The following is a 22,209-nucleotide window of genomic DNA, read 5'->3' on the forward strand; positions in this document are numbered from 1 at the left end:
TCGGTTCAGGGGCTTGCCCGCCTGGGCGGCGTAGGTTGACCCGTAAACGCAGGGGCAGTGTTTGCGAATTGTTGCCGCTGGTACGGATGACGTTGGCAAATACCGGGTCGGCCCAGGCTTCACGCACAACGTTGAGGGGCACGGTGAACGGAATGCGGGTCAGGTGCTCGTCACCGTCGCGGATCTGGTTAAGCGCTACCAGAACGCCGGCCCAATAAAGCTGGAAGGTGGTGGCGATCGGCGTGTTGAGAGGGCGGGCAATATGCACCACCAAAGGCACCTCGACATGTCGCAGGCCAAGGCCGCCGTCGGCGCGCTCGCGATCGCCGGGAATCGGTGGGTACAGCAGGCCGATTTCGACGGCTGGTAAGTCCGGGTTGAAGGGGCTTGGCGGCTGGCGGCGCTTGGTCATGGCGATTTCCTCTCGGGCAAGTAGGCCGCATATGCGGCACTTGGCTGTGAGTGGAATCAGACACTGCTTTGGTGAGTGCGGCTACTGTCAAAGTTGACAGGGGGAAGAGTTGAGCCGCAAGCGCTTAGCCCTCCAATCCCATAAGGTACGCAACACCGCAATAACGCATCGCTTTGGCGAAAGTGACCACAAGTAAAAACCGCCATAGCGGCTCGCGCATAATGCCGGCAACCAGGGTCAATGGATCACCGATCACGGGCACCCAACTGAGCAAAAGTGTCCAGTAGCCCCAGCGATGGTAGTGGGCGCGGGCCTTGTCCAACTGCTTGTCGCTGACCGGAAACCATCGCCGGTCCTTGAAGTGTTCTACCCAACGCCCCAACCACCAGTTCACCAGCGAGCCCAGCACATTGCCCAGCGTGGCAATACCCAACAGCAGCCACAGGCTGTAATGCCCACTGATCAACAGACCCGCCAGCACCGCTTCCGATTGCAGGGGCAACAAGGTCGCAGCGCCAAACGCCGCGACGAACAACCCCAGGTAACCCATCAGCACTGATCAGTGCGCCGGGTATTCGGCCACCACCACATCGCTGCCGTCTCGGGTCAAGCCGATAACTTGGTAGGCCTCGCTGCGGCCTTCAACTTCCATGCCCGGTGAACCCATGGGCATGCCCGGTGCAGCGATGCCGAGCAGGTCATCGCGTTTGCGCAGGGCCAACACTTGTTCGGCGGGTACATGACCTTCGACAAATTTGCCATCGATCACGGCGGTATGGCACGAGCCCAGGCGTGGCGCGACACCGAGGCGCTGCTTGACGGCACTCATGTCGGCTTCCACATGGTCATTGACCTTGAAGCCGTTGCTTTCCAGATGGCTGATCCATTTTTTGCAGCAGCCGCAGTTTGCATCGCGGTGCACGTCGATGGGGATCAGGTCGGCCGCCTGAACAAGGGTGGCCGTGAAGAGGGCGCCCATCAGGGCCAATCGCAATGGGGTTTTCATGTTAGGGCTCGCAGGTCGGGGAACGTCGTCAGAACGCGGCGATCATGACGACGTCATCGCAGGCAAGCCAGCCCCCACCGGGTAGTAATGTTTCAAAATTATACGAAGGTTGGGTTTTCCAGCCGGTGCTTGAGCTGGTCCAAGGCGATGGCAGACAGTTCGATCATGCGCTCATGCAGCGTTGCCAACTGCAATTCGGTTTCATAGATCAACACGCGCTTGAACAGCGTGCCGCCTTGATGGGGCAGTAGAAAGTAATGGATGGAACCATCGACGGCCAGGGAGGTGAACACCGTCTTGAATTCCGCCGGGCGGCGCGCGATCTGCACGCGATAACTCATGGGCACACGCACGCCCAGCAGGTCGATGTACTCGGTAAAACGGGTGCCTGCGGGCAGTGACCCGCAGGTGCCGGTGTCGGCACTCAGGGAGGTGGGATGCCATTCATGCCAGCGGTCCGGCTGGGTCACATAGTCATAAACAGCATCGATGGGGGCTTTGATAAAGCGTTCCTGACTGATCCGCTCCAAGCGGACCGATTGCTCGGCTGCGCGCATGGCACACCTCCTGTGTCGCGACTAGGAGATGTCAGAATAGTCCTACTCCCGCACATTGCACGGGAGTGTTTCAGCCATTTATCACCTCACCTTGAAACGGCTCATCAATGCAATCACCCGACCGTTGGCCTCCAACAGGCTGTGTGTATTGGTTTCAGTGGCATGGCCGCTCTGCACCAGTTCTTCAACCATATGTCGGATCTGCACCATGCTGCGGTTGATCTCCTCGGTCACAGCGCTCTGCTGTTCGGCGGCGGTGGCGATCTGGGTGCTGAGGTTGTTGATATGGCTGACCGAGCCGGCCATCTCATCCAGGCCGGTGTTCACTCGTGCGGTGGCGTCTGCGGCTGACTGGCAACTGGCCTGGGTGTTTTCCATGGCCGTCACTGACGAGCTCACGCCCGTGGTCAGACGCGCCAGCATCTCATTGATCTGCGACGTGCTGGCCTGGGTGCGGGCGGCCAGCGCACGGACTTCGTCGGCCACCACCGCAAAGCCACGGCCTTGCTCGCCGGCGCGGGCGGCTTCGATGGCGGCGTTCAGGGCGAGCAGGTTGGTCTGGCCGGCGATTGCGCCGATCACGCCGAGGGTTTCGGTGATGCGGGCGGCGTCCTGGCGCATGTTTTCCACGGTGTGGGTGGCGCTGGACACTTCGCCGATCAACGCACTGACGCTGCTGGAGGCTTCGCCTACCACGACGCGTGAGCGGTCGGCGTGCTCATTGGCACGTTGCGTGAAGGCAGCCGTCTCGGCAGCATTCTGCGCGACGGTGTCGGCGGTCGAACTCATCTCGGTGATGGCCGTGACCGTCTGATCGGTTTCCGACGCATGACGCACCAGGATGCGATTGGTTTGCGCCGATGTGTGCTGCAACTGCTCCAGGCCCGACGACATCGCGCCTGTAGCCTGGGTCACTTCGCCGATCATGTTTTGCAGGTAGACGATAAAGCGGTTGACCGAGTGGCCGATGGCGCCCAGTTCGTCTTCGGCGCGAATGACAATGCGACGCGTGAGGTCGGCATCCCCGGCAGACAGAGCATCGATATTGGTTTTGAGCGACTTCATGCGTTGCACCAACTGGCGAATCGCATACGCTGCGAGCAGTACCAGCAACAACACCATAGGGATTTGCAACAGCGCCAGGGTGCCAAGCACGTCGTCACGCTGGGCAGTTATCAAAGAGGTGGGCAGGGCGGTGGCAAGGAACCACGGCGTGCCTTCGATGGGGCGCATATAGAAGGTGCTGGCCACGCCGCCATTATCGAACTCGCTACGTTGCAGCGCCTGGTCGCGGCGGGCCAAGGCTTTGCTGACCTGGACGGCAAACGCCGAGGTGCCGGTGAGCTCACTGATGTTCTTCAACACCACCGGGCCGCTGATGCGCGAGCTGTTGCTGATGATTTTGCCGTCGGCTTCGACGATCAGCATTTGCCCGCCGATGTCTTTTTCCTTGCTGGCTACCAAATCGTTGAAGAAGCCCAAGGTGACATCGATGGTTGCGACGCCATAGGCTGCGCCGTCACGCGCGATAGCCATGGCGCAGTTGGTGCGCGGCTCCTGGCTGGCATCGTCTTTGTAGGCTGCGGCCCATGCACATTGGCCACGTGGCGAGGCGAGACCGCCTTTGTACCAGCTCTGGTCGTAATAATTCGGGGCGGGGTCGCTGTTCCAGAACGTATTGACGGTGAGTTTGCCCGACGCGTCGCGGTGCCAGAACGTGCTGTGCTTGTTGCGCCCCAGCGTGCGCTGGTTGGGCAAGGGCCAGATGCCGCCGCCGAAGACTTTCAGTTCGCCATACTGATCGACCAGGCCAGGCAGGACCTTATCGATGGCATCGCTGTCGAGCAATGGGATGGTCTGGGTGATGCTGCGTTGCTGGGCCTGAACCTTGTTCAACTCGCCCTGGATCTGTTCGGCAACTTCACTGACGCGGTTGAGCACCACCTGTTCTTCGGTTTGGCGCAGCTTGGGCGCAACCAATTGGCCGATACCGACCACGGTCAATACAAATAACACCAGGACAAACAGCACCAGAAACAGTGTGTAACGGGCTTGGATAGAGCGCAGTGGGGGCATGGGGCCGTCCTTACGAAGCGTTTATTATCGACGCGGCTTTGTTAGAGCTTCGTCGGGCTATCGGCTTGGCAAGAAAGAGCTTTAGGTACGATCGTGCAAGAAAGTAGAGCGCCTTTTCAGGCGCTCCCTTGTCAGATATCCAGCATGGCCATCACGGCTTGCGGGTAGCGCAGGCCGGCGGTGGCGTCGGCGGGGAAGATCGCTTCCAGTGCCGCCAGCTCGTTTGCGCTGAGGTTGATGGACACGGCCGCCACGTTTTCTTCCAGGTATCTACGCTGCTTGGTCCCGGGAATAGGGATGATGTAGTCCCCCTGCGCCAATACCCAGGCCAGTGCCAGTTGCCCGGCGGTGACGCCTTTGTCAGCCGCCAACGCCTGGACTTGCTTTACCAATTGCAGATTTTTGCTGAAGTTTTCGCCTTGGAAGCGTGGGCTGAAGCGGCGGTAGTCATCGGCAGCGAAGTCGTCCGGGCTGTTCAGGGCACCGGTCAGAAAGCCACGGCCCAGCGGGCTGTAGGGCACAAAGGCGATGCCCAGGCGTTGGCAGGCGGCGAGGCAGCCGTTGTCTTGTTGGTCGCGGCTCCATAGGGAGTACTCGCTTTGCAGGGCGCTGATTGGGTGCACCTTGTGGGCGCGTTCCAGGGTTGCGGCCGAAGCTTCGCTCAGTCCCAGGTAACGCACCTTGCCTTGATGCACCAGTTCGGCCATGGCGCCAACGGTTTCTTCGATGGCCACATCGGGGTCGATGCGGTGTTGGTAATACAAGTCCAACGTTTCTACGCCGAGGCGTTGCAGGGTGCCGTCGATGGCGTTGCGGATGTACTCGGGGCGGCCATTTACACCACGCAGCGCGGGGTTGGCCGGGTCGCGCACAATGCCAAATTTGCTGGCCAGGAACACGTGGTCACGCTTGCCGGCGAGGGCTTTGCCGATCAGTTGCTCATTGGTGTGCGGGCCGTAAATGTCGGCGGTGTCGAGGAAATTCACGCCCAATTCCAAAGCGCGGTGCAGGGTCGCAACGGCTTCTGTGGTGTCGCTGCCGGTGGTGTAGAAGTCAGTCATGCCCATGCAGCCGAGGCCGATAGCGCTGACGTGGGGGCCGTTGAGGCCGAGTTGACGGGTTTGCATGGGTTTGGCTCCGGGTTGTTGAAGGGCTCTATTGTTATCCTCGACAAAATCTGGATAAACCGGCTAAAAGCACTATCACTATTCGTAATATCTAAACAATTGAATGAGGAGCCGCCCCTTGGACCGTTTCAACGCGATGCGCGTGTTCACTCGGATTGTCGAGCTGGGTGGGTTCGCCAAGGCTGCCGACAGCCTGCAATTGCCCCGCGCGTCGGTGACCATCCTGATCAAACAGCTGGAAGCGCACCTGGGGGTGCAGCTGTTGCAGCGCACCACGCGACAAGTCAGTACCACGCTTGACGGCGCCGCGTACTATCGGCGCTGTGTGCGGCTACTCGCGGATCTGGAGGAAACCGAGGCGGTATTTTCTGCTCAGCGCCAGAGCCCACGCGGCACGCTGAGCGTGAATATGCCGTCGGGCATCGGACGCTTGGTTGTGATTCCCGCATTACCTGCCTTCACTGCACGCTATCCGCAGATCGAGCTGGAGATCGGCCTCAACGACCGGCCCGTGGACCTGATCCGCGAAGGTGTGGATTGCGTGCTGCGCGGTGGCCTGGCCCTGGATGAATCGCTGGTGGCGCGCCCCTTGGCGCAGATGGACCAGTTGACCTTGGCAAGCCCGGCGTATCTGGCGCGCATGGGCACACCGCAGTCGATTGATGACTTGGCCGCCCACCGGATGGTTGAGTATGTCTCCAGCGCGAGTGGCAAACGCTATGGGCTGGAATTTTTTATCGGCAGCGAATTACGCCCGGTCAATTTACCCAAGTGGGTCTCGGTCAACAGCTCAGACGGTTATTTTGCTGCGTGTGAGGCCGGGTACGGCTTGATCCAGGCGCCGCACTATCACGCCAAGCGCCAGTTGGCCGAGGGGACACTGGTAGAGGTGCTTGCACAGTTGGCCGTGCCCAAGATGGCACTGTCGGCACTGTACCCGCCCCATCGGCAGCTGTCTCAGCGGGTGAGGGTGTTTGTCGACTGGTTGGTTGAGTTGTGTGCACGGCCGGATATAGGGTTGCATCGGGGGTGAGATCAGGCGCCGGGCGAGCCAAATTTTGTCATCGCCTGTAATATAAGAGCCCGCCAGCCCAAGCCGACCCTATCACTGGGTACGTGTTTGGCGTGGTCGGCGCTACACAGTGGATATATTTTTTCAGGTTCAGGAACCCGTCATGACACAAAAGCAGCGTTTGAAATATTCGATTCTGATTGCCTTGGCCGTATTGGCGACGATGTTTGGCCTGTCCTATTTGCAGAACACCGGGGTTATCAGCGAGAAAACCTTCCAGATCATCGCCATTGCCGTCGCCGTGGTCGTTGTAGTGATCAATGGCATCATGCGTCGCAAGGTCAAGCTTTAACGTCGAAGTCAGTCGCGACCTTCGAGTACCTTGGCAGCCTCTTCATGGAGGCTGTAGCTTTTATCCGCGTTGAGGGTGATCACACCCTCGCTGCACAGGCGCTTGAGCACCTCGCGCACGCTGAGAAATGACAACGGGATGCCCAGTTCGAGTAAATGGCTATGCACACCGCGTACCCCGAGGGTGCGCTGGTTGTCGGCCGCAGTGAGCAGGGCGTCGATCACCTTCAGCCGAATCAGGCTGGTACGTAAACCGAAGCACTTGAGCAAATGACGAATGCGCTGGTTGCCTTGTTCGGGCGCTTTGCCGAACGTTTGTGAGCCGCTGCCGAAACTGGCATCGGCGGCCGGTGAATGTCCATCCGTGGGCACTTGCGGGTTGTACATGCAAAACACTCCTTATCAGAGCCTGATCAGGAAAAAATGAGCGCTCTTAAGTAATAAGACGAACGAGCGTGCGAAATCATGAAGTGATGCATGTAGAAATTTTGTCGGTATCGGTTTTGTCACACCTTTTTCGCACGGAATAAACATCCGTCGACGCTAAATTTTTCCCGGTTTTTTGCGTCCTTACGGTGGGGGAGTTGCCCCTGGTGAGGATGTTCAATTTGACTGTGGAGTCTGCGTGATTATTTCCAAAGGGTTATCCAGGGTATGCGTGGCAGGGGTGTTGCTGGGGTTGAGCCTGGCCGCGTCGGCACGGGAGCAGGTGACGCAGGCTTCGGCGGATATCCGTCGCACCAGTTTCGGGGTGCCGCACATCCGCGCAGCTGACGAACGTGGCCTGGGCTTGGGTATTGGTTACGCGTACGCCCAGGACAACCTGTGCCTGCTGGCCAATGAAGTGGTCACGGTGAACGGGGAGCGCGCGCGCTACTTCGGGCCCGAGCAAGCGACTTTGGAAGAGCGCAACAACCTGGCCAGTGACGTGTTTTTCACGTGGCTCAACACGCCACACGCCGTTGCCGCATTTTGGAAGGCGCAGACCCCGCAGATTCGCCAGCGTATTGAAGGCTATGTGGCCGGCTACAACCGCTATCTAAAAGAGCAGGGCGCACCGGCGCAGTGTCAGGCGGCCTGGGTGCGGCCGCTAGTGGCCGAGGATTTGGTCAAGTTGACCCGTAGGCTGCTGGTAGAAGGTGGTGTCGGCCAATTCGCCGAAGCGCTGGTCGGCGCGAAGCCACCGCAGGCCACCGCCAGCGTAGAACTGGGCGTCAAGGCCTTCGATCTGGCCGCCGCCAATCAACAGCGTTTCAGTTTTGACCGCGGCAGTAACGCGGTGGCCGTGGGGCGTGATCGCTCGTTCAATGGCCGTGGCATGCTGTTGGCCAACCCTCATTTCCCGTGGGTGGGCGGCATGCGGTTCTATCAAATGCACCTGACTATCCCAGGCCAGCTGGATGTAATGGGCGCCGCGTTACCGGGCCTGCCGGTGATCAACATCGGTTTTAATCAGCATGTGGCGTGGACTCACACAGTCGATACCTCCAAACATTTCACCCTGTACCGCCTGACCCTGGACCCCAAGGACTCCACGCGTTACCTGCTCGACGGCAAATCCCTGCCGCTGGATAAAACCTCGGTAACCGTGCAGGTCAAACAAGCTGATGGCAGCCTCAAGGCTCAATCCCACACGGTCTACAGCTCGCAATTCGGCCCGGTGGTGCAATGGCCCGGCAAGCTGGACTGGGACAGCCACTACGCGTTCAGCCTGCGCGATGCCAATCTGGGCAACGACCGCGTGCTGCAACAGTGGTACGCCATGAACCGCGCCGCCAGCCTAAAAGAGCTGCAAGCTTCGGTGCATACCCTGCAAGGCATCCCGTGGGTCAACACCTTGGCCGCCGATGACCAGGGCCAGAGCCTGTACATGAACCTCTCTGTGGTGCCCAACGTGAGCGCGGCCAAACTGGCGCAATGCAGCGACCCGCGTGCGGGCCTGAAAATGATCATGCTCGACGGTGCACACAGCGCTTGCGCCTGGGACGTCGACCCGCGTGCAGCTCAGGCCGGCATCTTTGCGGCCGACCAACTGCCGCAGCTGCAGCGCACCGACTATGTGCAGCACTCCAATGACTCTGCGTGGCTCGCCAACCGCAAGGCGCCGCTGACCGGGTTCTCGCCGGTGATCAGCCAGGACCACATCGGCCTCGGCGCTCGCGCACGGTTCGCCCTGCAACGCTTGCAGTCCCTCGACAAGCAACCCATCAGCGTCGCCGACCTGCAACACATGGTGATGGACAACGAGGTGTACCTGGCCGGCCAAGTCATGCCCGACCTGTTGGCGTTCTGCGCCAAACAGCTTGGCACCGACGCCAGCGCCTTGCAGCCGGTGTGCACCAGCCTGAAAAACTGGGACCAGCACGCCAACCTCGATAGCGGCGTGGGCCTGGTGCACTTCATCAACCTGATGGGCCACCTGCAGCAAATCCCCGATGCCTGGCGCGTCGCCTTCGACCCAGACCAGCCGCTTACCACGCCACGGGGCGTGGCTATCGACCGTGAGCCTGTGGCCAAAGCCCTGAGGGAAGCCATGCTGGCCTCCGCCAGCGACGTCGCCAAGCTTGGCCTTACCGCCAATAGCCGGTGGGGCGACCTCCAGGTCTCAGGCCAAACCCCGATCCACGGAGGCCCACAGGCACTCGGCATCTATAACGCCATGCAAACCGTGCCTCGTGCCGACGGCAAGCGCGAAGTGATCAGCGGCAGCAGCTACTTGCAAATCGTGACCTTCGACGAAAAAGGCCCACACGCCGAGGGCGTACTCGCGTTCTCACAGTCGAGCAACCCTGCGTCCGCACACGCCAAGGATCAGACCCAAGCCTTCTCCCAGAAAAAGCTCAGCGTGGTGCCCTTCACCGAAGCCCAGATCAAGGCTGACCCCCACTATCAGGAGCAACGGATCAAGGAGTAGGGCAGCCACGCAACCCCTTGATGCCAATACGAAATATTTTTGAAATCAAGGGGTTGCACGCTTTGGTAAATACGTACATAATGGCGCCCATCGAACGCAATGAAGTATTAAAAACTTCAATGTATTCAATGAGTTAGAGTAGAGACAGGGTTTTATAGCCCACTCAAGTTTTTATGCGGTGAGTGTTAGCAGTTTTGACATTGATCGTTTGAGGCCGAGTAGCAAAATGGTTATGCAGCGGATTGCAAATCCGCCTACGCCGGTTCGATTCCGACCTCGGCCTCCACTCTTGAAAACCCCGTAGATCAATGGTCTACGGGGTTTTTTATTGCGTGCGATTTATGAACCGTTCCGCAACTTTTGAGATGAGTTCCGCAACCTAAGTTGCGGAACGCTCATAGCTAGTCATCCGACTTCGTGTTTTTGGTGGCTTTCATTATGCGGGCAAGCGAAATGTCACTGGTCGCCGCAACGTCGTCAGCTGTACCGAATTTTCTATCACGTCCCGCGAAGATTATTTTGTAGCTGCTTTCCTCATCGACCGAGAACGACAATGGCTCGTGATCAATTTTCGCATGAGCATCGGCCGCGCGAGGGTATTGGCCAACGAGCTCCCCCATAGATTTTGGTGGTCGGGATTTTTTATCAAAGAAAAGTGATGTGTAGTCTTGTATGGCGGAGCGTGCATGCATATCACCTCGAAAGTCAGTGATGCCCTTTGCCATTCCAAAAAAATACATAAGCACACATGACAGGAATAGAAGATGAAAAAGAGGTTGTCGTTTTAGGGTGCGCTCAATCGTTTTCGTACTTTCGCGGTTGGCTTCCGTTTTTTTGCTTTCGATCCAGTCACTAAAGATGAGTTGCTCGGTATAGGTATCATTTGCCAATAGAAGTATGAAAGCGATTGCGCCAAAAAAAAATCCGCCGCCCAGCTCGATCAGTGTGTCATTACTGATTTTAAGTGCGGTGATTAATGTCCCTGCCGCTGCGAGATAAGTCAGGTCTAACTTTTGATAGGTTCTGGCACTTTGTCGCATCGCTGATAACGTTTCGGAGTCAAAACTTTCCGAGATATGTGCAGGTTCGTTGCTCATAGGAATCCATTCATGCAATTGAGGTTACTAATCTATTATATCTATTGACGAATTTAGGAGAAGGAGCCGACTCTATTTTGTTGGTTTAACAATCTCCCCTACACGGCGGTAGACTTTTTTGGTCATTTCTTCCGTTGTGTGGCCAAGCAGGCGGCTAGCGTGCGTCAGCTCGATTTCGCTGGCGGCTTTCGGTCGGATGTCCTTGAACTGGAACTGACGGATCAGTACAGCTAGTGCAGCATCGCCTGCTGCTCCGGCCTTAATGGCGGCATTCTCACGGGCGTCGTCCCAGCGATTGCGGAGCATCTGCTGGCTCATGCGCAAGCCGGACGAGTTGGTGATCAGTCGTGATGTTTTGATGCCGTTGAGTGCACGGCGTTCTTGTAGGTCGTTGATGAAGGTACTTAATACAGACTGCACGCCCTCATCTTCTAGGCGCAGGCGAAGCTTCTTCGAGGTTTTCCCTTGCTTGACCAGCAAGAACCCAGCGTTCAGGTCAGTAGTTGCAACCGCAAGTACGTCGGCTGGGCGCTGGCCAGTCAGATAGGCCAAGTCCATCGCATCCTTGAGCTCCTGCACGGCTACGTCGTACACCGCATTCCATACGATATCGCCAGCGTAATAGTCCCGTGGCGTCTCTTTGTTGCGGCGAACGCCGAAGCAAGGGTTGGCATTGTTGGTAAGGCCCCATTCCCGTGCAATCGTGAACATGTGGGATAGCAGCGCAATTTCCCGGTTGGCTCTGGTCTTTGCGGTTCTGGCATCCCGATACTGCGCGATCACTTGTGGCGTGATTGAATCAATGGGGGCTTTTTCAAAGGCCTTCTTGAGTTGTTTAAGTTCCTTCATGTTGTCGGACTGAGTGCGCAAGCCCTTGGTAGGGATGATCTCTTTCACATACCTGTCGAACAAGAAGCCCAGCAAATGGCTGGGCTTCGGGGCCGCGCGCCGCTCCAGCCTGGCCCATTCCACTTTCGCCTGGTCGAGGTCGCCGCCAAGTGGAATCTCCTTCCGTTTTCCGTTGGCGTCCCTGCCGTTGTAGTAATACCCAATCCAAACTTTCCCGCTTTTGCGTTTGTGGCATCGCCGGATCATGCGCGGGGGCAGATCCCGGTTGGCTGTTGATTTCTGGCGCATTGATCAGCTCACGTTCGCTAGGTCGAGCGTCCAGGTTTCGGCCGCTGGATTGACTGCAGAGGGTTTAACGCCAGCCAGTTTCATGCGTGCGTACACCCGGCCCACGATGGGGCGGCGCGCGCCAGTCAGAACGTGCTCCCAGTGGTTGTCGATCAACCACTGGATTTGCTTCGATGGGATCTGGTAGCCAGTGATAGTGGCCAGCTCCTCGTCGGCAAGGGTCTCGCTTTGGAATTCCATCATCATGCCCCCGAGCCTTGTTCGGAATTAGTGCTCATAGCCTTCATGTGGACTCGGCCTCCGATGTAGTGCCAGTCAACCTTCCACCCAGTGACCGCCGAAAAATTGCGGCATATGACCTCGGCAGTTTCCTTGGGGATATCCACGACGCAGACGCTTTTGCCTTTGCTATAAACATCTTGATCGCATGCGCCCTGTTCTCCCGGGGGCAGCACGGCCGAGCTAGCGATATTTACTCGCTCGATGTAGGCGGGTAGGAGCGTTGGCGGGAACGTATCTTCCCAGGGCTTAACGTTGCGTTTGGCCGAGTCCTGGAGCTGACCGACATGCCCGACCAGCTCCCGTACGAGACCGGGGTAATCCGGTACATCGTAGAAACTGCAAAGCGTTGGGTCGGGAAGCGTATCGGCTTCCAGTTCGTTGACGCGTTCCAGCAGCAGCTTGTTGCGCTCTGACTCCCATTTAAGGCCAGCGTAGGCAGCATCAAGGCGCTGTTGCAGCGTGTCGTAGTCTTCCTCGCGGACGCAGCGGATGTTCTTCGCTTCATGCGACCAGAAGTGCTGCACGTGCGCCGCGGGTATGGGCTTATCGAGCAGCTCCGTTAGCCTCAGCAATGTATTCAGCATGTTGAGGGAGGTGCAGGGGTGCGCTTGGTATTGCAACAGCTTCACAAGGCGCTCAACTTCATCGCGTGGCACGGTAATCAATTGGTTATCGCTCATGCTGCCTCCGTGGTGCGGCCCACTGATGTGTTCGTTGGGAGCGACAATGGGCCATCGCCACCCCGAGCAATGCCGGCGTGTAAATCAACCCCTCTGCCCGCCAACATGCCCGCGATCTGAGCGTCAAGGTCCAGCTCGATCTCTGGAGATTTGCGCGTTTTTGCGATGCCGATGCTCGATAGGTATTCCGCTATCAGTGATTTGTCTTGGCTCTGTACGGCCACCAGCTCACGGCCATCGCTCGTTGCGCTGTGATCGTCTTCCCCTTGTGGTACCAGTGCCAGCAACTTCCCGTATACCTGGCCTACCCACGCCAAGGCGAAGTGATCACCTGCCGTCTCTGCGGTGTAAGAGCTGCGGTACTTGCCCGAACGGACACCGGCGACATATTGCTTGCGCGCCAGCTTAAGCTTGGTAAGCAGGGTTTCGTACGCGTATAGGGCAATATGCTGGGAGGGTGTGACACCGATGAAAGACGCGCGCTCTAACGGCCGGTGCTTGATCTTGCACCACTCAATAACGCGCAGTGATGAGCAGTTAAACACTGCCGCAACCGACGCGCTGAGTTGTTGGTCCCAGGCGGGGCGACGGGTGGCGCGCGAGAACTGAGACTCGACTTCGCCGACGTCGCTGAGCTTGACGTCCATCTCAGTCAAGCGGTATTCGCGCATCAGGGACTGAGCTTGGCGCAGGGCGGTAGCCGCTTCGTTCTCATTGGCGCTTTGCGATAGGGCGAGGCAGTGCTTGATCTTGCGGATAGCACGCTCAAGTTTTTTCTCGTCAATGTGATCGCTGGTCATGCCGCATCCTCCGAGCTGAGTGGCGCGGGGTAGGCTGCTAACCACATTTTCGCAGCGAAGGCCGTGAGCTGGCGGCGCTGTCTGTTTACCCTAGCGACCATGATCTCTGTGCCAGGGAATGCCTGCCAGGTTTCCACTGCCAATCCCAGTGACGTAGTGATTTTGGTCATCAGTTCATGGTCTGCAATGGTGCAAGCCGGGGAGCCGGCGTGCTGCATGCGAGCCAAGGTAACGCCGCGATCAAAGCCACGGGCGAAGGCTTTCTTGCTGGCTCTAATCAGGAAAAAGGCGGTTGCAACCCAGCCGATTAGCAGGCCTATTGCGATGATGTAGGTTTCGATTTGCATGTGCTGTATGCCTCGTTAGAGCCCGCCGCCGGACAGTTTGGTGAGAGGACGGCGGCGGGGTGTTGCAGGGAGTTATTTAGAACGTGGCTTCATAGAGCGGCACGTCGGTGATGTCGCCTTCGATCTTGGCGCGCACGGCGTTGTAGGCTTCTTCGAGCACCTTGTCGGCGCGCACCAGTTCGTACCACATGGCCAGGCGACCCTCCTGAATGCGATAGCGGAAGCGGGCGGGTACGCAGAAGGTGTCGCCGCCGAGGAACGGCTTGAGGGCTATGTAGAACTCTTCGGGAATACGCAACTGGCCAGCTTCGCCGGCACGCCCGTCGATCTCTTCGTTGTAGGTCAGTTGCACTTGGCCGTTATCGAGGCGGGTGCCCTGGCGGAACGTGATGTTCTTCTTGGCTTCTAGGGTGCGGCTGATTTCGAGCATGTCGGCAGCGCTTGGGGGGTTCTCATGCTCGGGGTGGTGGGTGATGTCCTTCACGTTGTCTTCGATGAACTCGGCGAAGGTGGCTTGGTCCATGCGCTTGCGGTCTTTTTCCTTCCAGTTGCCCCATTCAACGGTGGTCGGGCAGCGGTACGTCGCCACGTGATCTCGCCAGGCTGGTGCGGCCGGATCGTGGTAGTCGATCACCGCTGTGAAAGTGCGTCCCTCGGGGCCGTTGCAAAATACAGCCGTGGCCTGGGTGGAAAAGCGATTCACGTAGCTGATGAACGACTCGGCATCGAGCACGGTGAGTTTTTGCTTGATGCGCGTAGGTGCGGGCAGCAGATGCTCCAGGCTTTCGATTCTGACCTCGCTCGGTACAAGTGCCAGCGGCGCAGGAATGCCAGGGACATCGATTGGCTTGCCGAGGGCTTGGGCCAGTGTGACCAGGTGCTGTAGGGCTTGTTGCATTGGATGTGCTCCAGTGGGTGACGGTTTGGTGAGAGGTTGGTGGGGCGGTTTTTACTGGCTGACCTGGCGCAATGCTCCAGGCCCAGGTTCGTCCTCGACACTGCGCAGCGGGATTTCCTGCTGGCGCGGGTCGCGGCGGGTGATGTTGCCTTCGGGCGTGAGGAAGAACAGGGACGTGCCACGCGCGAGCACGGGCTCTTTGGTTTTAACGTCGGCCTTCACGGTCATCTGGCCACCGCCATCAGGCTTGTAGGTGAGCTTGATAGTCAGGTCTCCACCCTTGCCGGTCATGCGGATGGCGTCGATCAGGCTGTGCTGGGCCTCGGTGAGTTCGTCCAGCAAACCGCCGGCCTCGATGTCACGCAGGGTGTCCATAAAGGGACGTGCTTTAGCGTTCATGTGCTGTGCCTCATTGGATGTATCGCCCCTGGTCGGCAGGGGCTACCGTTTGAATCAGGCCGCTTGCTTCGTCGCCTGGGCGTCGAGGTAGTCGGCCAGGTCGTGCAGGTAAACGACTGGCTTGGCGCGGGCCGAGCAGTGCAGGCGCTTGACCACCAGCTCGATTCGACCGGCTCTGATTTCGCTCAGCAGGTAGCGGTCGGTGCGGATGTGCGTGAAGTACTGTTCGCGCACGGCGGTCAAGGTTGGGCACGGCGTGGCGAACTGGCGGCGGAGTTGTTCCAGGGTGGTGGTCACGCGGACTCCTCCCCATGCCCCTCCTTTCGGGGCACCAGCTTGAGGCGGATCAATTCGGCAAGGCCTTCTTTACTCTTGCCTTTGGCCGCTGCAAGGACGTTACCCTCGGCGTCTGCGACGACGGCGCCGTACGGGTATTCCGGGCACTTGACCGGCGTCACGTAGACAACCTGGTCATCGGCGATAACAGCGTCGACGCAGCGGAACACTTCGGCCAGCTCGACCGACACGCACGGCAATGCCTCCAATAGCTCGACGGCTTCGGCTGACGCGCCAATCAGCGTGGCGCGGCTGATCACGCCGGGGTGGTTGAGGTACATCGGCACAAGTTTCAGTGCGCCTACAGCGGCGTTGATGGCGTTAGGCTTCATGCTGCGGCGTCCTTCTTGGTGATGGTGATGTTCAACTTCTTGGCGATCCAATCGACGCCGGCTTCCTTGACCATCACGACGGCGTAATGCACGGGCTTGCCGATGGTGGGGTTCCAGCGCACGCGGGCGTCCGAGAACAGGTAGCCGCGTTCGCGGTGTGCGCTAGCCAGGTCGCCGGATGAGTTGATAACGCCGAGCTCCCGCAACCTGGTGCGGAAGGCTCGGGGCTTGAGCCCGAGCAAAGCGGCGGTTTGATCCAGGGTGCGGTTCATGGTTGCGACCTCAGGCAGACAGCTGTTTTGGTTGTTGCTGCCGTTCGCGAATCATGAGGAATATCTCATCAAGCGAACGCAAGAACTCCTCGACAGTGCCGTTGTTGAACATCAACAGGTCATCCTTGTTGCCCGCGACACCGGCTTCGCTGACGTGGGGATTCACGACCTGGGCGTCGGCCCGGCTAATGTGAACGATCGTGCCGCCGCGGCGCCTGATGAGGTCAGCTTCGTTCTCAAAGCGCACGTCGCTGACAACGAAGCCGAGTACCGCCCCAAGAGCCTTGGTCATGTAGTCGAGGTTCTGCTGTGCGAGCTTCACCCAAACGTCGGGGTGAACGGTGTTGCGTGCCCACTCTGTGCCCATCGACTGCATCAATTGACGGGGCGAGCGATCAAGCCAGGCAAGAGGCTGTTCCTTGCGGTCGCCTTCAAAATCGCTCGGGTCGAGATTGAAGATCGCCATCAGACCGTCGCGAAGCGGATCAGCGAAGGCGTAGTGCTCCAGCAGGTACGTGCGAACCAAGTGTTCGGCGGCAGTCGTTTTGCCGGAGCGGGCGCGGCCGGTGAGGCCAATGAGGATCGGCTTCATGCTGCGGCCTCCACGGCGAGGTAGCCCTGGGTCCACGCCAACAAATCTATTAGATTCCGTTGGCCCTCCACTTCAGTGATGCGTTCTGGCCAAGTGGTAGTGGATGCGAATACGACGTCCATGTGCGGCGTCGTAAAGAATCCCTTGGAATCGTAGTCATGATCAATTGGGCGCAACGTAACGGTAGCGGTGCCAACATGGCCGGAAAGATTGTAGAAGGCATGCCATTTGCCCTGAGCGTTGATCAGAAGGCAGGTGGAGAGGATTTGCAGCATCAACTCTTCGATGGTGGGATTCATGCTGCATCGCCTCCCCATGGGCCCTGGTCGTCAGCGATGACAACTGCGGGGGCGCTGGACATGGTGACGCGACCGAGGTTAACGATGACCAGCAGGCCGGTGCTGCGCTGGATGCGCTCAACCGCGGCGGGGCTGGTGGCTGCTGCCGGGTGGAGATACACCGGGCAGCGATTGTTGTGCTGTGTTGTTTGCATGGCTCGTAACCTGTGGTGAGAGGAGTACGAGCCAAAATTAGCAATAGCTAAATTATAATGCAATAGCAGATGCTAAATTAGTTTGGTTTGGTGTCAGGCCTACTCGGTTTGGGGTACATCCCAATACACGCGAATAGCGCCATCGTCTTGAAAAGTGACGTGCACACCATCGGTCTCTGTAATCGCTTCTATGATCTGATCCCAATCTTCCTGGGCCTCATCTGGTGCTTTCGAGATGATCGCAGCGTGTGCCTTTTGGGCGGCGGGGGCATTTATTATTTTCTGTAGCCGCGCGCCGAGCAGCTCGATGGACGTGGTTGGGGCGGGGCTTTTGGGGTTGGGCTTTGCCATAGGATCCTCCTTGGTTACTGTATGCTAATACAGTATTCCGAGAGGATTCCTACGGCAAGAAAAAAAGAGCACATATGTACTCTTTACGGTGAGAGGCAATAAAAAGCCCGCATAAGCGGGCTTCTATCGTCGGGCGTCCAATCACAGTTTTTTAGCATTCCAAACCAGCAAAACTCTGGCTTGGATATGGACCTTCTCAAGGTCAGCGCCCTCTATCATGATCGCTGGATACACCGGATTATCAGAAATCATGCGTAAGGAGCCGCCAGTAAGGCGCTGCAAACGCTTTATGAAAAGATCTCCATCCAGTGTGAACACGTACACCGCGTCAGTTCTTATGTCCGTGATACCGCGATCTACAAGCAGGGAATCGCCGTCGCGAAACGTACCATTCATGCTGTCGCCGTCGCCGGTAATGATGGCCAGGTTTTCAATCCCGGAAAACGCGAGGCCTTGGGTTTTAATCCAGTCTAGGTGGACCGTAATTTCGCGTATGACCTCGATCTGATGATCGGGCGGTACATTGCCTGATCCCATTGACGCGGCGACATTGAGGTGCGGGATAGTTACAAACCCCAGAGACTCCATCACCTTCTTTTTACCAGGCAGTACAGGGTGGACCGAATTGGTATCGGTCTCGTCACCAACCGGCTGAGTAGGCGCTACAAGCGTTCCAGGAGCGAGTTGGATCTTTGCCTCAAGCGAGGACGCGGCTTTCTCGCCGAGCTTCCTGTGGCCTGTTAATAGCTGCGACAAATAGGACGCGTCCAACCCGTGCTGATTGGCAAAGTCCTTCTGTGTAAGCCCTGCCATTGCGTGGCGTAGAGCCTTAATGCGCTGTTCGTAGATATCCATTTCTCATGATCGCTTGACGTTAGCAAACAGTAAATTACGGTTTGCTATTGCTGTGCTGATTAGCAATTGCTAATCTGCGTATCCAGAACGGAGGTGCACATGACTCTGCACGAATTTTTGAAAGGTCTTAACAAGACGGATCTAGAGGCGTTCGCGAGCAAATGCGACACCTCGGCAGGACAGCTTCGGCAGGTCGCATATTGCAATCGCCGAGCAAGTGCGGCTCTCGCAGTCAACATTGAGCGTGAGTCCAAAGGGGCTGTGGTCTGCGAAGTGATGCGCCCCGATATAGATTGGGCGTACCTGCGCGGTTCTGAAGCGGCTTAAACAGGTGCCGGAACTGGGGCCTCTCACCACAAGATTTCCCCAGTCCGGCTACGACGACATACAGCACATGCACATCGGTCGTGGTCGTAGGATAGGGCGTGCCCGTTTCTATGACTAGACCGTAAACGGGGAATTTACGGTTATGAGTCGAACAGAACAGTCACCGGCCATCGCGCCGGTTCTTTCACTTCGCAAGGCAATCTATCGCGCAGCGCATGACTTCCATGGCGGTGTCACCGCACTGGCGCTCGATATGGTCATGGACTACGACAGCCTGCAAAAGAAGGTCAAGCACGACTTCGAACAGCGCTGGCTTGATCCTGATGAGTTGGAAGAGGTGATACGCCTGACGGCCAACCCCTTGTTGCTGGATGCCTTGATGCGTCCCGCAGGGATGGTTTGGTACAAGCCGGAAGCTGCGGCGCCGACCAAGGAAGCCTTGCTGGCTGTCAGCAAGGTGTTGCACCAAACAGGCCTGTTTGTTTCCAGCATGCATGAAGGTGCTGCCGACAACATCTGGGAGCCGCACGAGGTTGAATGCCTGGAGAAGCACGGCGCCGACGTGATCCGCGCGGTGCTGGGCATTATGGCCGGGGCCAGGGAAGCGATGGAGGCCCGCCAGAATGTCTGATGATATCGATATGGCCAACGAAGCCGCCGAACGCTTCCGCCTGCATGCATTGGCGTGCCGTCCGCGCCCGACGTGCTCTGTCAGCGCGCAATTCTGTGAGGATTGCAACGAACCCATCCCGTTACTTCGTCAACAGACGATCCAGGGTTGTGCGACCTGCGTCAGTTGCCAGGGGTTGCGGGAGCGGCGGCGATGAGCGAGCAATCCACTGGCGCTGCAATATCGTCCTGGGCTCGCCGCTACATCGAAACCTTTAACCTTGCCCTGGTGCCGATTGACCCGGGCGAGAAGGCACCGAAGGGCAAGGGTTGGAACAAACCGGGCGGTTACATTACCGACCCGGCAGCCGCCGAAGCATTCTGGCAACGCAACCCCAACCACAACCTAGGCGTCGTGCTCGGGCCTAGCCGTGTCTGCTCGTTGGACGTGGACGATGTGCAGTGGACGCGGTTTGTGTTGTTTGACCAGATGGGCCTCGATCTGGATGCCATGTCGGTGGTTTATCCGACCATCGTGGGTAACCCGTTGCGGTTTCGTGTGCTGTTCAAGATGCCCGATGACATCGAGCTGACGCGTCACTCGCTTTCCTGGCCCAACGAGAAAGACCCTGACGGATCGATTCACAAGGGGCTATTGGCTCGGGCCAAGGCCGCGAAAGAGCAGGGCGATACTGTCGGTGAGGAGGCAGCCCAGGCAGAAGCCGACGAATACAAGCGTTTCACGGTGTTTGAACTGCGTGCGGGCCTGGTGCAGGACGTGTTCCCGCCATCGATCCATCCGGGCACTGGCAAGCCGTATACCTGGCGCACGCCGCCGAGTGCCGCTGATGGTCTGCCGGTGCTTACCAACGAACTGCTGAATATTTGGCAGAATTGGGATGTCTTCAAGCGCAATGCCGAGGCCGCGTGCCCTTGGGCACCGAAGCCCAAGAAGCCTGCCGCGAAACCAATCAAGCGTGCTCCACCCGCAGACGGCAAACCCTCGGTGATCGATGAGTTCAACCGCTGCCACGATGTGGAAGAGCTATTGCGTGCCCATGACTACATCAAGCGCGGCAACAAATGGCTCTACCCCCATAGCAGTACCGGGCTACCAGGTGTGACGGTCACCGACCGCAAGGTCTATTCGCACCACGGCGCGGACCCGCTGGCCAACGGTCACCAGAATGACGCTTTTGAGGTGTTTTGCCTGCTGGACCACGATGGCGACCAGTCTAGGGCGGTGAAGGACGCGGCCCGAATGCTGGGCATGCAGCACGCCTCGCGCCCAGCCCCACAAGATCTTCCCCCGGCCCCATCGGCGGATGCCCGCGTGCAGGACTCTGGCGAGCCGGCCAGTGAGGCTGCTCCTGCTGCTGACGGGGGGGCGGGGGAGGTGCTGACCTATGAGCAAGTGCTCCGGCGTTATGTGTTGGTTGAGGGCACCACTCAGGTGTGGGATCTCGACAAGTCGCGGGTCATGAAAAAAACCGCTTTTGAGGCCCGCGTCGGTAAGCCGTTGGCGAAACAGTGGATTGACGACACGAGTAAAAAGCTGATCTCGGACGACAAGGTTAAGGAGATCGAGCAGGCCCGCAAGATGGCCGGCAAGAAGGGCGGTGCGCTTAACCTGGAGCCGATTGAACGCTATGTGTACATCGACGGTACCAAGGACGTTTGGGACCGGGAGAAGAAACGCCGCGTTGCCGAAGGCGCCGTCAAGATGGCCATCGGTGATATGTACGGCATGTGGTTGAACAGCCCGGAGCGGCGCGTGGTCGACGTGGAGAACATCGTGTTCGACCCGACGATGACCAAAGACCCCAACCTTTACATCAATACGTTCGACGGGTTGCCCATGGAGCCAGCCCGTGATGACGCCGCGTGCGAGAACCTGCGGTGGTTGATCTCGTTCCTGTGCAACCACGATAAATCGTCGAACGATTGGCTGGTGAAGTGGTTGGCGTACCCGTTGCAGCACCTGGGCGCGAAGATGGATACGGCGGTGCTGGCTCACTCGACCATGGAAGGCTCGGGCAAAAGCCTGCTGTTCGCCGATGCCTTCGGATTACTTTACGGCCAGTACGCCGCCACGGTCGGGCAGACGCAGCTCGAAAGCAACTTCAACGCGTGGCAAAGCCGAAAACTGTGGGCAGTGTTTGAAGAGGTGGTGAGCCGTGACCAGCGTTACAACCAGGTGGGCAAGATCAAGCACCTGGTCACCGGCAAAACGGTGCGCATGGAGTCCAAGTTCATCAACGGTTGGGAGGAAGCCAACCACATGAACGCGGCGTTCCTCAGTAACGAGATTATGCCCTGGCCCATTGCACCCAGCGATCGACGTATGTTGGTGCTGTGGCCGATGGAGACGTTGCCGGTGGAGCGCCAGAAGGCCGTGGGCCGCGAGTTGGAGAACGGTGGTGTCGCGGCACTGTACGCGTGGCTGTTGTCCGTTGACCTCGGTGACTTCGATCAACGCACCAGACCACCCAGCACCGAGGCGCGTGAGCGGTTGGTGGCGTTGAGTCGGGCCAGTTGGCAGACGTTCCTGTTCCTCTGGCAATACGGCGAGCTTGGGCGTGATATGTGGGGCGCCTGTTTGTCGACCGACGTCTACGCGATGTTTCTGGAGTGGTGCCACCGTAACAAAGAGCATGTGATGAGCCAGACGAAATTCTCGTTGTTCATCAGCTCGGAGGTGGACAAGACCCGCGCCATCCCCTGGACCGATGGCAGCAACCGCAAGTTTGGAGCGTTCTTCTTTCCCCGCGATGACCAGGCTTCCCAGCCCCCATCACTCAGGTCGGCCGATCTGGGCAAGGCGGTGGTCGCTTGGCGGGCTGCGGCGCGTCTGGCGGGCTGGAACGTCGACAACTGGGACCACATCAAGGCGGCAGCGGCATGAGTCCGGTTAAAAGTGTGTTGGGTGTGTTGGGTGTGTGTTGGG

General features: G+C 58.5%; 30 protein-coding genes and 1 tRNA gene. 8 read left to right on the forward strand and 23 right to left on the reverse strand.

Annotated features, from left to right (window positions below):
* The 6 genes from ICY20_RS23850 to ICY20_RS23875 all read right to left on the reverse strand — a co-directional run.
* On the reverse strand, nt 1-412 hold a 412-nt coding region (locus ICY20_RS23850), incomplete at its 3' end, for a hypothetical protein (protein ID WP_194938731.1).
* Nucleotides 413-536: 124 nt separating this feature from the next.
* The gene (locus tag ICY20_RS23855) at nt 537-968 is read right to left on the reverse strand and encodes a YqaA family protein (protein ID WP_194938732.1); all 432 of its coding nucleotides are present in this window, start codon (nt 966-968) and stop codon (nt 537-539) included.
* 3 nt (nt 969-971) lie between these two features.
* The gene (locus tag ICY20_RS23860) at nt 972-1,418 is read right to left on the reverse strand and encodes a DUF411 domain-containing protein (RefSeq protein WP_194938733.1); all 447 of its coding nucleotides are present in this window, start codon (nt 1,416-1,418) and stop codon (nt 972-974) included.
* A 98-nt stretch (nt 1,419-1,516) separates the two neighbouring features.
* Complete coding sequence (locus ICY20_RS23865; protein WP_159963364.1) at nt 1,517-1,975, reverse strand: SRPBCC family protein; 459 nt, start codon at nt 1,973-1,975, stop codon at nt 1,517-1,519.
* An 81-nt stretch (nt 1,976-2,056) separates the two neighbouring features.
* Nucleotides 2,057-4,051 carry a methyl-accepting chemotaxis protein gene (locus ICY20_RS23870; protein WP_194938734.1) on the reverse strand — a complete coding sequence of 665 codons (1,995 nt, stop codon included), beginning with the start codon at nt 4,049-4,051 and terminating at the stop codon, nt 2,057-2,059.
* Nucleotides 4,052-4,182: 131 nt separating this feature from the next.
* Nucleotides 4,183-5,178: an aldo/keto reductase gene (locus ICY20_RS23875; protein WP_159963366.1), complete on the reverse strand. Its 996-nt coding sequence runs from the start codon at nt 5,176-5,178 to the stop codon at nt 4,183-4,185.
* Between the two features lie 118 nt (nt 5,179-5,296).
* On the opposite strand from ICY20_RS23875, the gene ICY20_RS23880 reads away from it, so the two are divergent.
* The gene (locus ICY20_RS23880) at nt 5,297-6,211 is read left to right on the forward strand and encodes a LysR family transcriptional regulator (RefSeq protein WP_194938735.1); all 915 of its coding nucleotides are present in this window, start codon (nt 5,297-5,299) and stop codon (nt 6,209-6,211) included.
* A 142-nt stretch (nt 6,212-6,353) separates the two neighbouring features.
* Complete coding sequence (locus tag ICY20_RS23885; RefSeq protein ID WP_194938736.1) at nt 6,354-6,542, forward strand: hypothetical protein; 189 nt, start codon at nt 6,354-6,356, stop codon at nt 6,540-6,542.
* An 8-nt stretch (nt 6,543-6,550) separates the two neighbouring features.
* On the opposite strand, the gene ICY20_RS23890 is transcribed toward ICY20_RS23885, so the two are convergent.
* Complete coding sequence (locus ICY20_RS23890) at nt 6,551-6,928, reverse strand: fe2+ zn2+ uptake regulation protein (RefSeq protein ID WP_194938737.1); 378 nt, start codon at nt 6,926-6,928, stop codon at nt 6,551-6,553.
* A 238-nt stretch (nt 6,929-7,166) separates the two neighbouring features.
* Between ICY20_RS23890 and pvdQ the strand changes: the two genes are divergently transcribed.
* Together pvdQ and ICY20_RS23900 are read left to right on the forward strand one after the other, a co-directional pair.
* Entirely contained in the window at nt 7,167-9,455 is a 2,289-nt protein-coding gene (gene pvdQ / locus ICY20_RS23895; protein WP_194938738.1) for a bifunctional acylase PvdQ, read from the forward strand.
* Nucleotides 9,456-9,667: 212 nt separating this feature from the next.
* Nucleotides 9,668-9,741, forward strand: a tRNA-Cys gene (locus ICY20_RS23900).
* Nucleotides 9,742-9,856: 115 nt separating this feature from the next.
* On the opposite strand, the gene ICY20_RS23905 is transcribed toward ICY20_RS23900, so the two are convergent.
* The 16 genes from ICY20_RS23905 to ICY20_RS23980 form a co-directional block, all read right to left on the reverse strand.
* Nucleotides 9,857-10,552 (reverse strand): hypothetical protein, encoded by a 696-nt coding sequence (locus ICY20_RS23905; protein WP_194938739.1) that lies wholly within the window; start codon nt 10,550-10,552, stop codon nt 9,857-9,859.
* 72 nt (nt 10,553-10,624) lie between these two features.
* The gene (locus ICY20_RS23910) at nt 10,625-11,689 is read right to left on the reverse strand and encodes a tyrosine-type recombinase/integrase (RefSeq protein ID WP_194938740.1); all 1,065 of its coding nucleotides are present in this window, start codon (nt 11,687-11,689) and stop codon (nt 10,625-10,627) included.
* 3 nt (nt 11,690-11,692) lie between these two features.
* Nucleotides 11,693-11,929 (reverse strand): DUF4224 domain-containing protein, encoded by a 237-nt coding sequence (locus ICY20_RS23915; protein WP_194938890.1) that lies wholly within the window; start codon nt 11,927-11,929, stop codon nt 11,693-11,695.
* Nucleotides 11,930-11,931: 2 nt separating this feature from the next.
* Nucleotides 11,932-12,651 (reverse strand): hypothetical protein, encoded by a 720-nt coding sequence (locus ICY20_RS28190; RefSeq protein ID WP_228758559.1) that lies wholly within the window; start codon nt 12,649-12,651, stop codon nt 11,932-11,934.
* A complete protein-coding gene (locus ICY20_RS23925) occupies nt 12,648-13,451 on the reverse strand; it encodes a DUF2786 domain-containing protein (RefSeq protein WP_194938741.1) in 804 nt (267 codons plus the stop codon). The genes ICY20_RS28190 and ICY20_RS23925 overlap by 4 nt, the downstream gene beginning before the upstream one ends.
* Nucleotides 13,448-13,798, reverse strand: coding sequence for a hypothetical protein (locus tag ICY20_RS23930; protein ID WP_194938742.1), 351 nt, complete (start codon nt 13,796-13,798; stop codon nt 13,448-13,450). The genes ICY20_RS23925 and ICY20_RS23930 overlap by 4 nt, the downstream gene beginning before the upstream one ends.
* A 76-nt stretch (nt 13,799-13,874) precedes the next feature.
* The gene (locus ICY20_RS23935) at nt 13,875-14,696 is read right to left on the reverse strand and encodes a YfdQ family protein (RefSeq protein WP_194938743.1); all 822 of its coding nucleotides are present in this window, start codon (nt 14,694-14,696) and stop codon (nt 13,875-13,877) included.
* 51 nt (nt 14,697-14,747) lie between these two features.
* The gene (locus ICY20_RS23940; protein WP_194938744.1) at nt 14,748-15,095 is read right to left on the reverse strand and encodes a hypothetical protein; all 348 of its coding nucleotides are present in this window, start codon (nt 15,093-15,095) and stop codon (nt 14,748-14,750) included.
* Between the two features lie 54 nt (nt 15,096-15,149).
* Entirely contained in the window at nt 15,150-15,392 is a 243-nt protein-coding gene (locus ICY20_RS23945; protein ID WP_194938745.1) for a pyocin activator PrtN family protein, read from the reverse strand.
* On the reverse strand, nt 15,389-15,763 hold the full coding sequence (locus tag ICY20_RS23950; protein WP_194938746.1) for a hypothetical protein: 375 nt from the start codon (nt 15,761-15,763) through the stop codon (nt 15,389-15,391). Before ICY20_RS23950 ends, ICY20_RS23945 begins: the two co-directional genes overlap by 4 nt.
* Complete coding sequence (locus tag ICY20_RS23955; RefSeq protein ID WP_194938747.1) at nt 15,760-16,035, reverse strand: hypothetical protein; 276 nt, start codon at nt 16,033-16,035, stop codon at nt 15,760-15,762. The genes ICY20_RS23950 and ICY20_RS23955 overlap by 4 nt, the downstream gene beginning before the upstream one ends.
* 10 nt (nt 16,036-16,045) lie before the next feature.
* A complete protein-coding gene (locus ICY20_RS23960) occupies nt 16,046-16,627 on the reverse strand; it encodes a deoxynucleotide monophosphate kinase family protein (RefSeq protein WP_194938748.1) in 582 nt (193 codons plus the stop codon).
* Nucleotides 16,624-16,926 carry a hypothetical protein gene (locus tag ICY20_RS23965; RefSeq protein WP_194938749.1) on the reverse strand — a complete coding sequence of 101 codons (303 nt, stop codon included), beginning with the start codon at nt 16,924-16,926 and terminating at the stop codon, nt 16,624-16,626. The genes ICY20_RS23960 and ICY20_RS23965 overlap by 4 nt, the downstream gene beginning before the upstream one ends.
* Nucleotides 16,923-17,120 carry a hypothetical protein gene (locus ICY20_RS23970; RefSeq protein ID WP_194938750.1) on the reverse strand — a complete coding sequence of 66 codons (198 nt, stop codon included), beginning with the start codon at nt 17,118-17,120 and terminating at the stop codon, nt 16,923-16,925. The genes ICY20_RS23965 and ICY20_RS23970 overlap by 4 nt, the downstream gene beginning before the upstream one ends.
* 99 nt (nt 17,121-17,219) lie before the next feature.
* Nucleotides 17,220-17,471: a DUF1654 domain-containing protein gene (locus tag ICY20_RS23975; protein ID WP_124527665.1), complete on the reverse strand. Its 252-nt coding sequence runs from the start codon at nt 17,469-17,471 to the stop codon at nt 17,220-17,222.
* A gap of 141 nt (nt 17,472-17,612) precedes the next feature.
* A complete protein-coding gene (locus ICY20_RS23980) occupies nt 17,613-18,326 on the reverse strand; it encodes an XRE family transcriptional regulator (RefSeq protein ID WP_194938751.1) in 714 nt (237 codons plus the stop codon).
* 99 nt (nt 18,327-18,425) lie between these two features.
* Between ICY20_RS23980 and ICY20_RS23985 the strand changes: the two genes are divergently transcribed.
* The 4 genes from ICY20_RS23985 (at nt 18,426) to ICY20_RS24000 (ending at nt 22,167) form a co-directional block, all read left to right on the forward strand.
* A complete protein-coding gene (locus ICY20_RS23985) occupies nt 18,426-18,653 on the forward strand; it encodes a transcriptional regulator (RefSeq protein ID WP_065908188.1) in 228 nt (75 codons plus the stop codon).
* Between the two features lie 142 nt (nt 18,654-18,795).
* Nucleotides 18,796-19,284: a phage regulatory CII family protein gene (locus ICY20_RS23990; protein WP_124527667.1), complete on the forward strand. Its 489-nt coding sequence runs from the start codon at nt 18,796-18,798 to the stop codon at nt 19,282-19,284.
* Entirely contained in the window at nt 19,277-19,480 is a 204-nt protein-coding gene (locus tag ICY20_RS23995) for a TraR/DksA C4-type zinc finger protein (RefSeq protein ID WP_194938752.1), read from the forward strand. Before ICY20_RS23990 ends, ICY20_RS23995 begins: the two co-directional genes overlap by 8 nt.
* Nucleotides 19,477-22,167: a bifunctional DNA primase/polymerase gene (locus ICY20_RS24000; protein WP_194938753.1), complete on the forward strand. Its 2,691-nt coding sequence runs from the start codon at nt 19,477-19,479 to the stop codon at nt 22,165-22,167. The genes ICY20_RS23995 and ICY20_RS24000 overlap by 4 nt, the downstream gene beginning before the upstream one ends.
* Nucleotides 22,168-22,209 lie beyond the last annotated feature (42 nt).

Origin of the sequence: Pseudomonas pisciculturae (genome assembly GCF_015461805.1) — a bacterium.
GTDB lineage: Bacteria > Pseudomonadota > Gammaproteobacteria > Pseudomonadales > Pseudomonadaceae > Aquipseudomonas > Aquipseudomonas pisciculturae.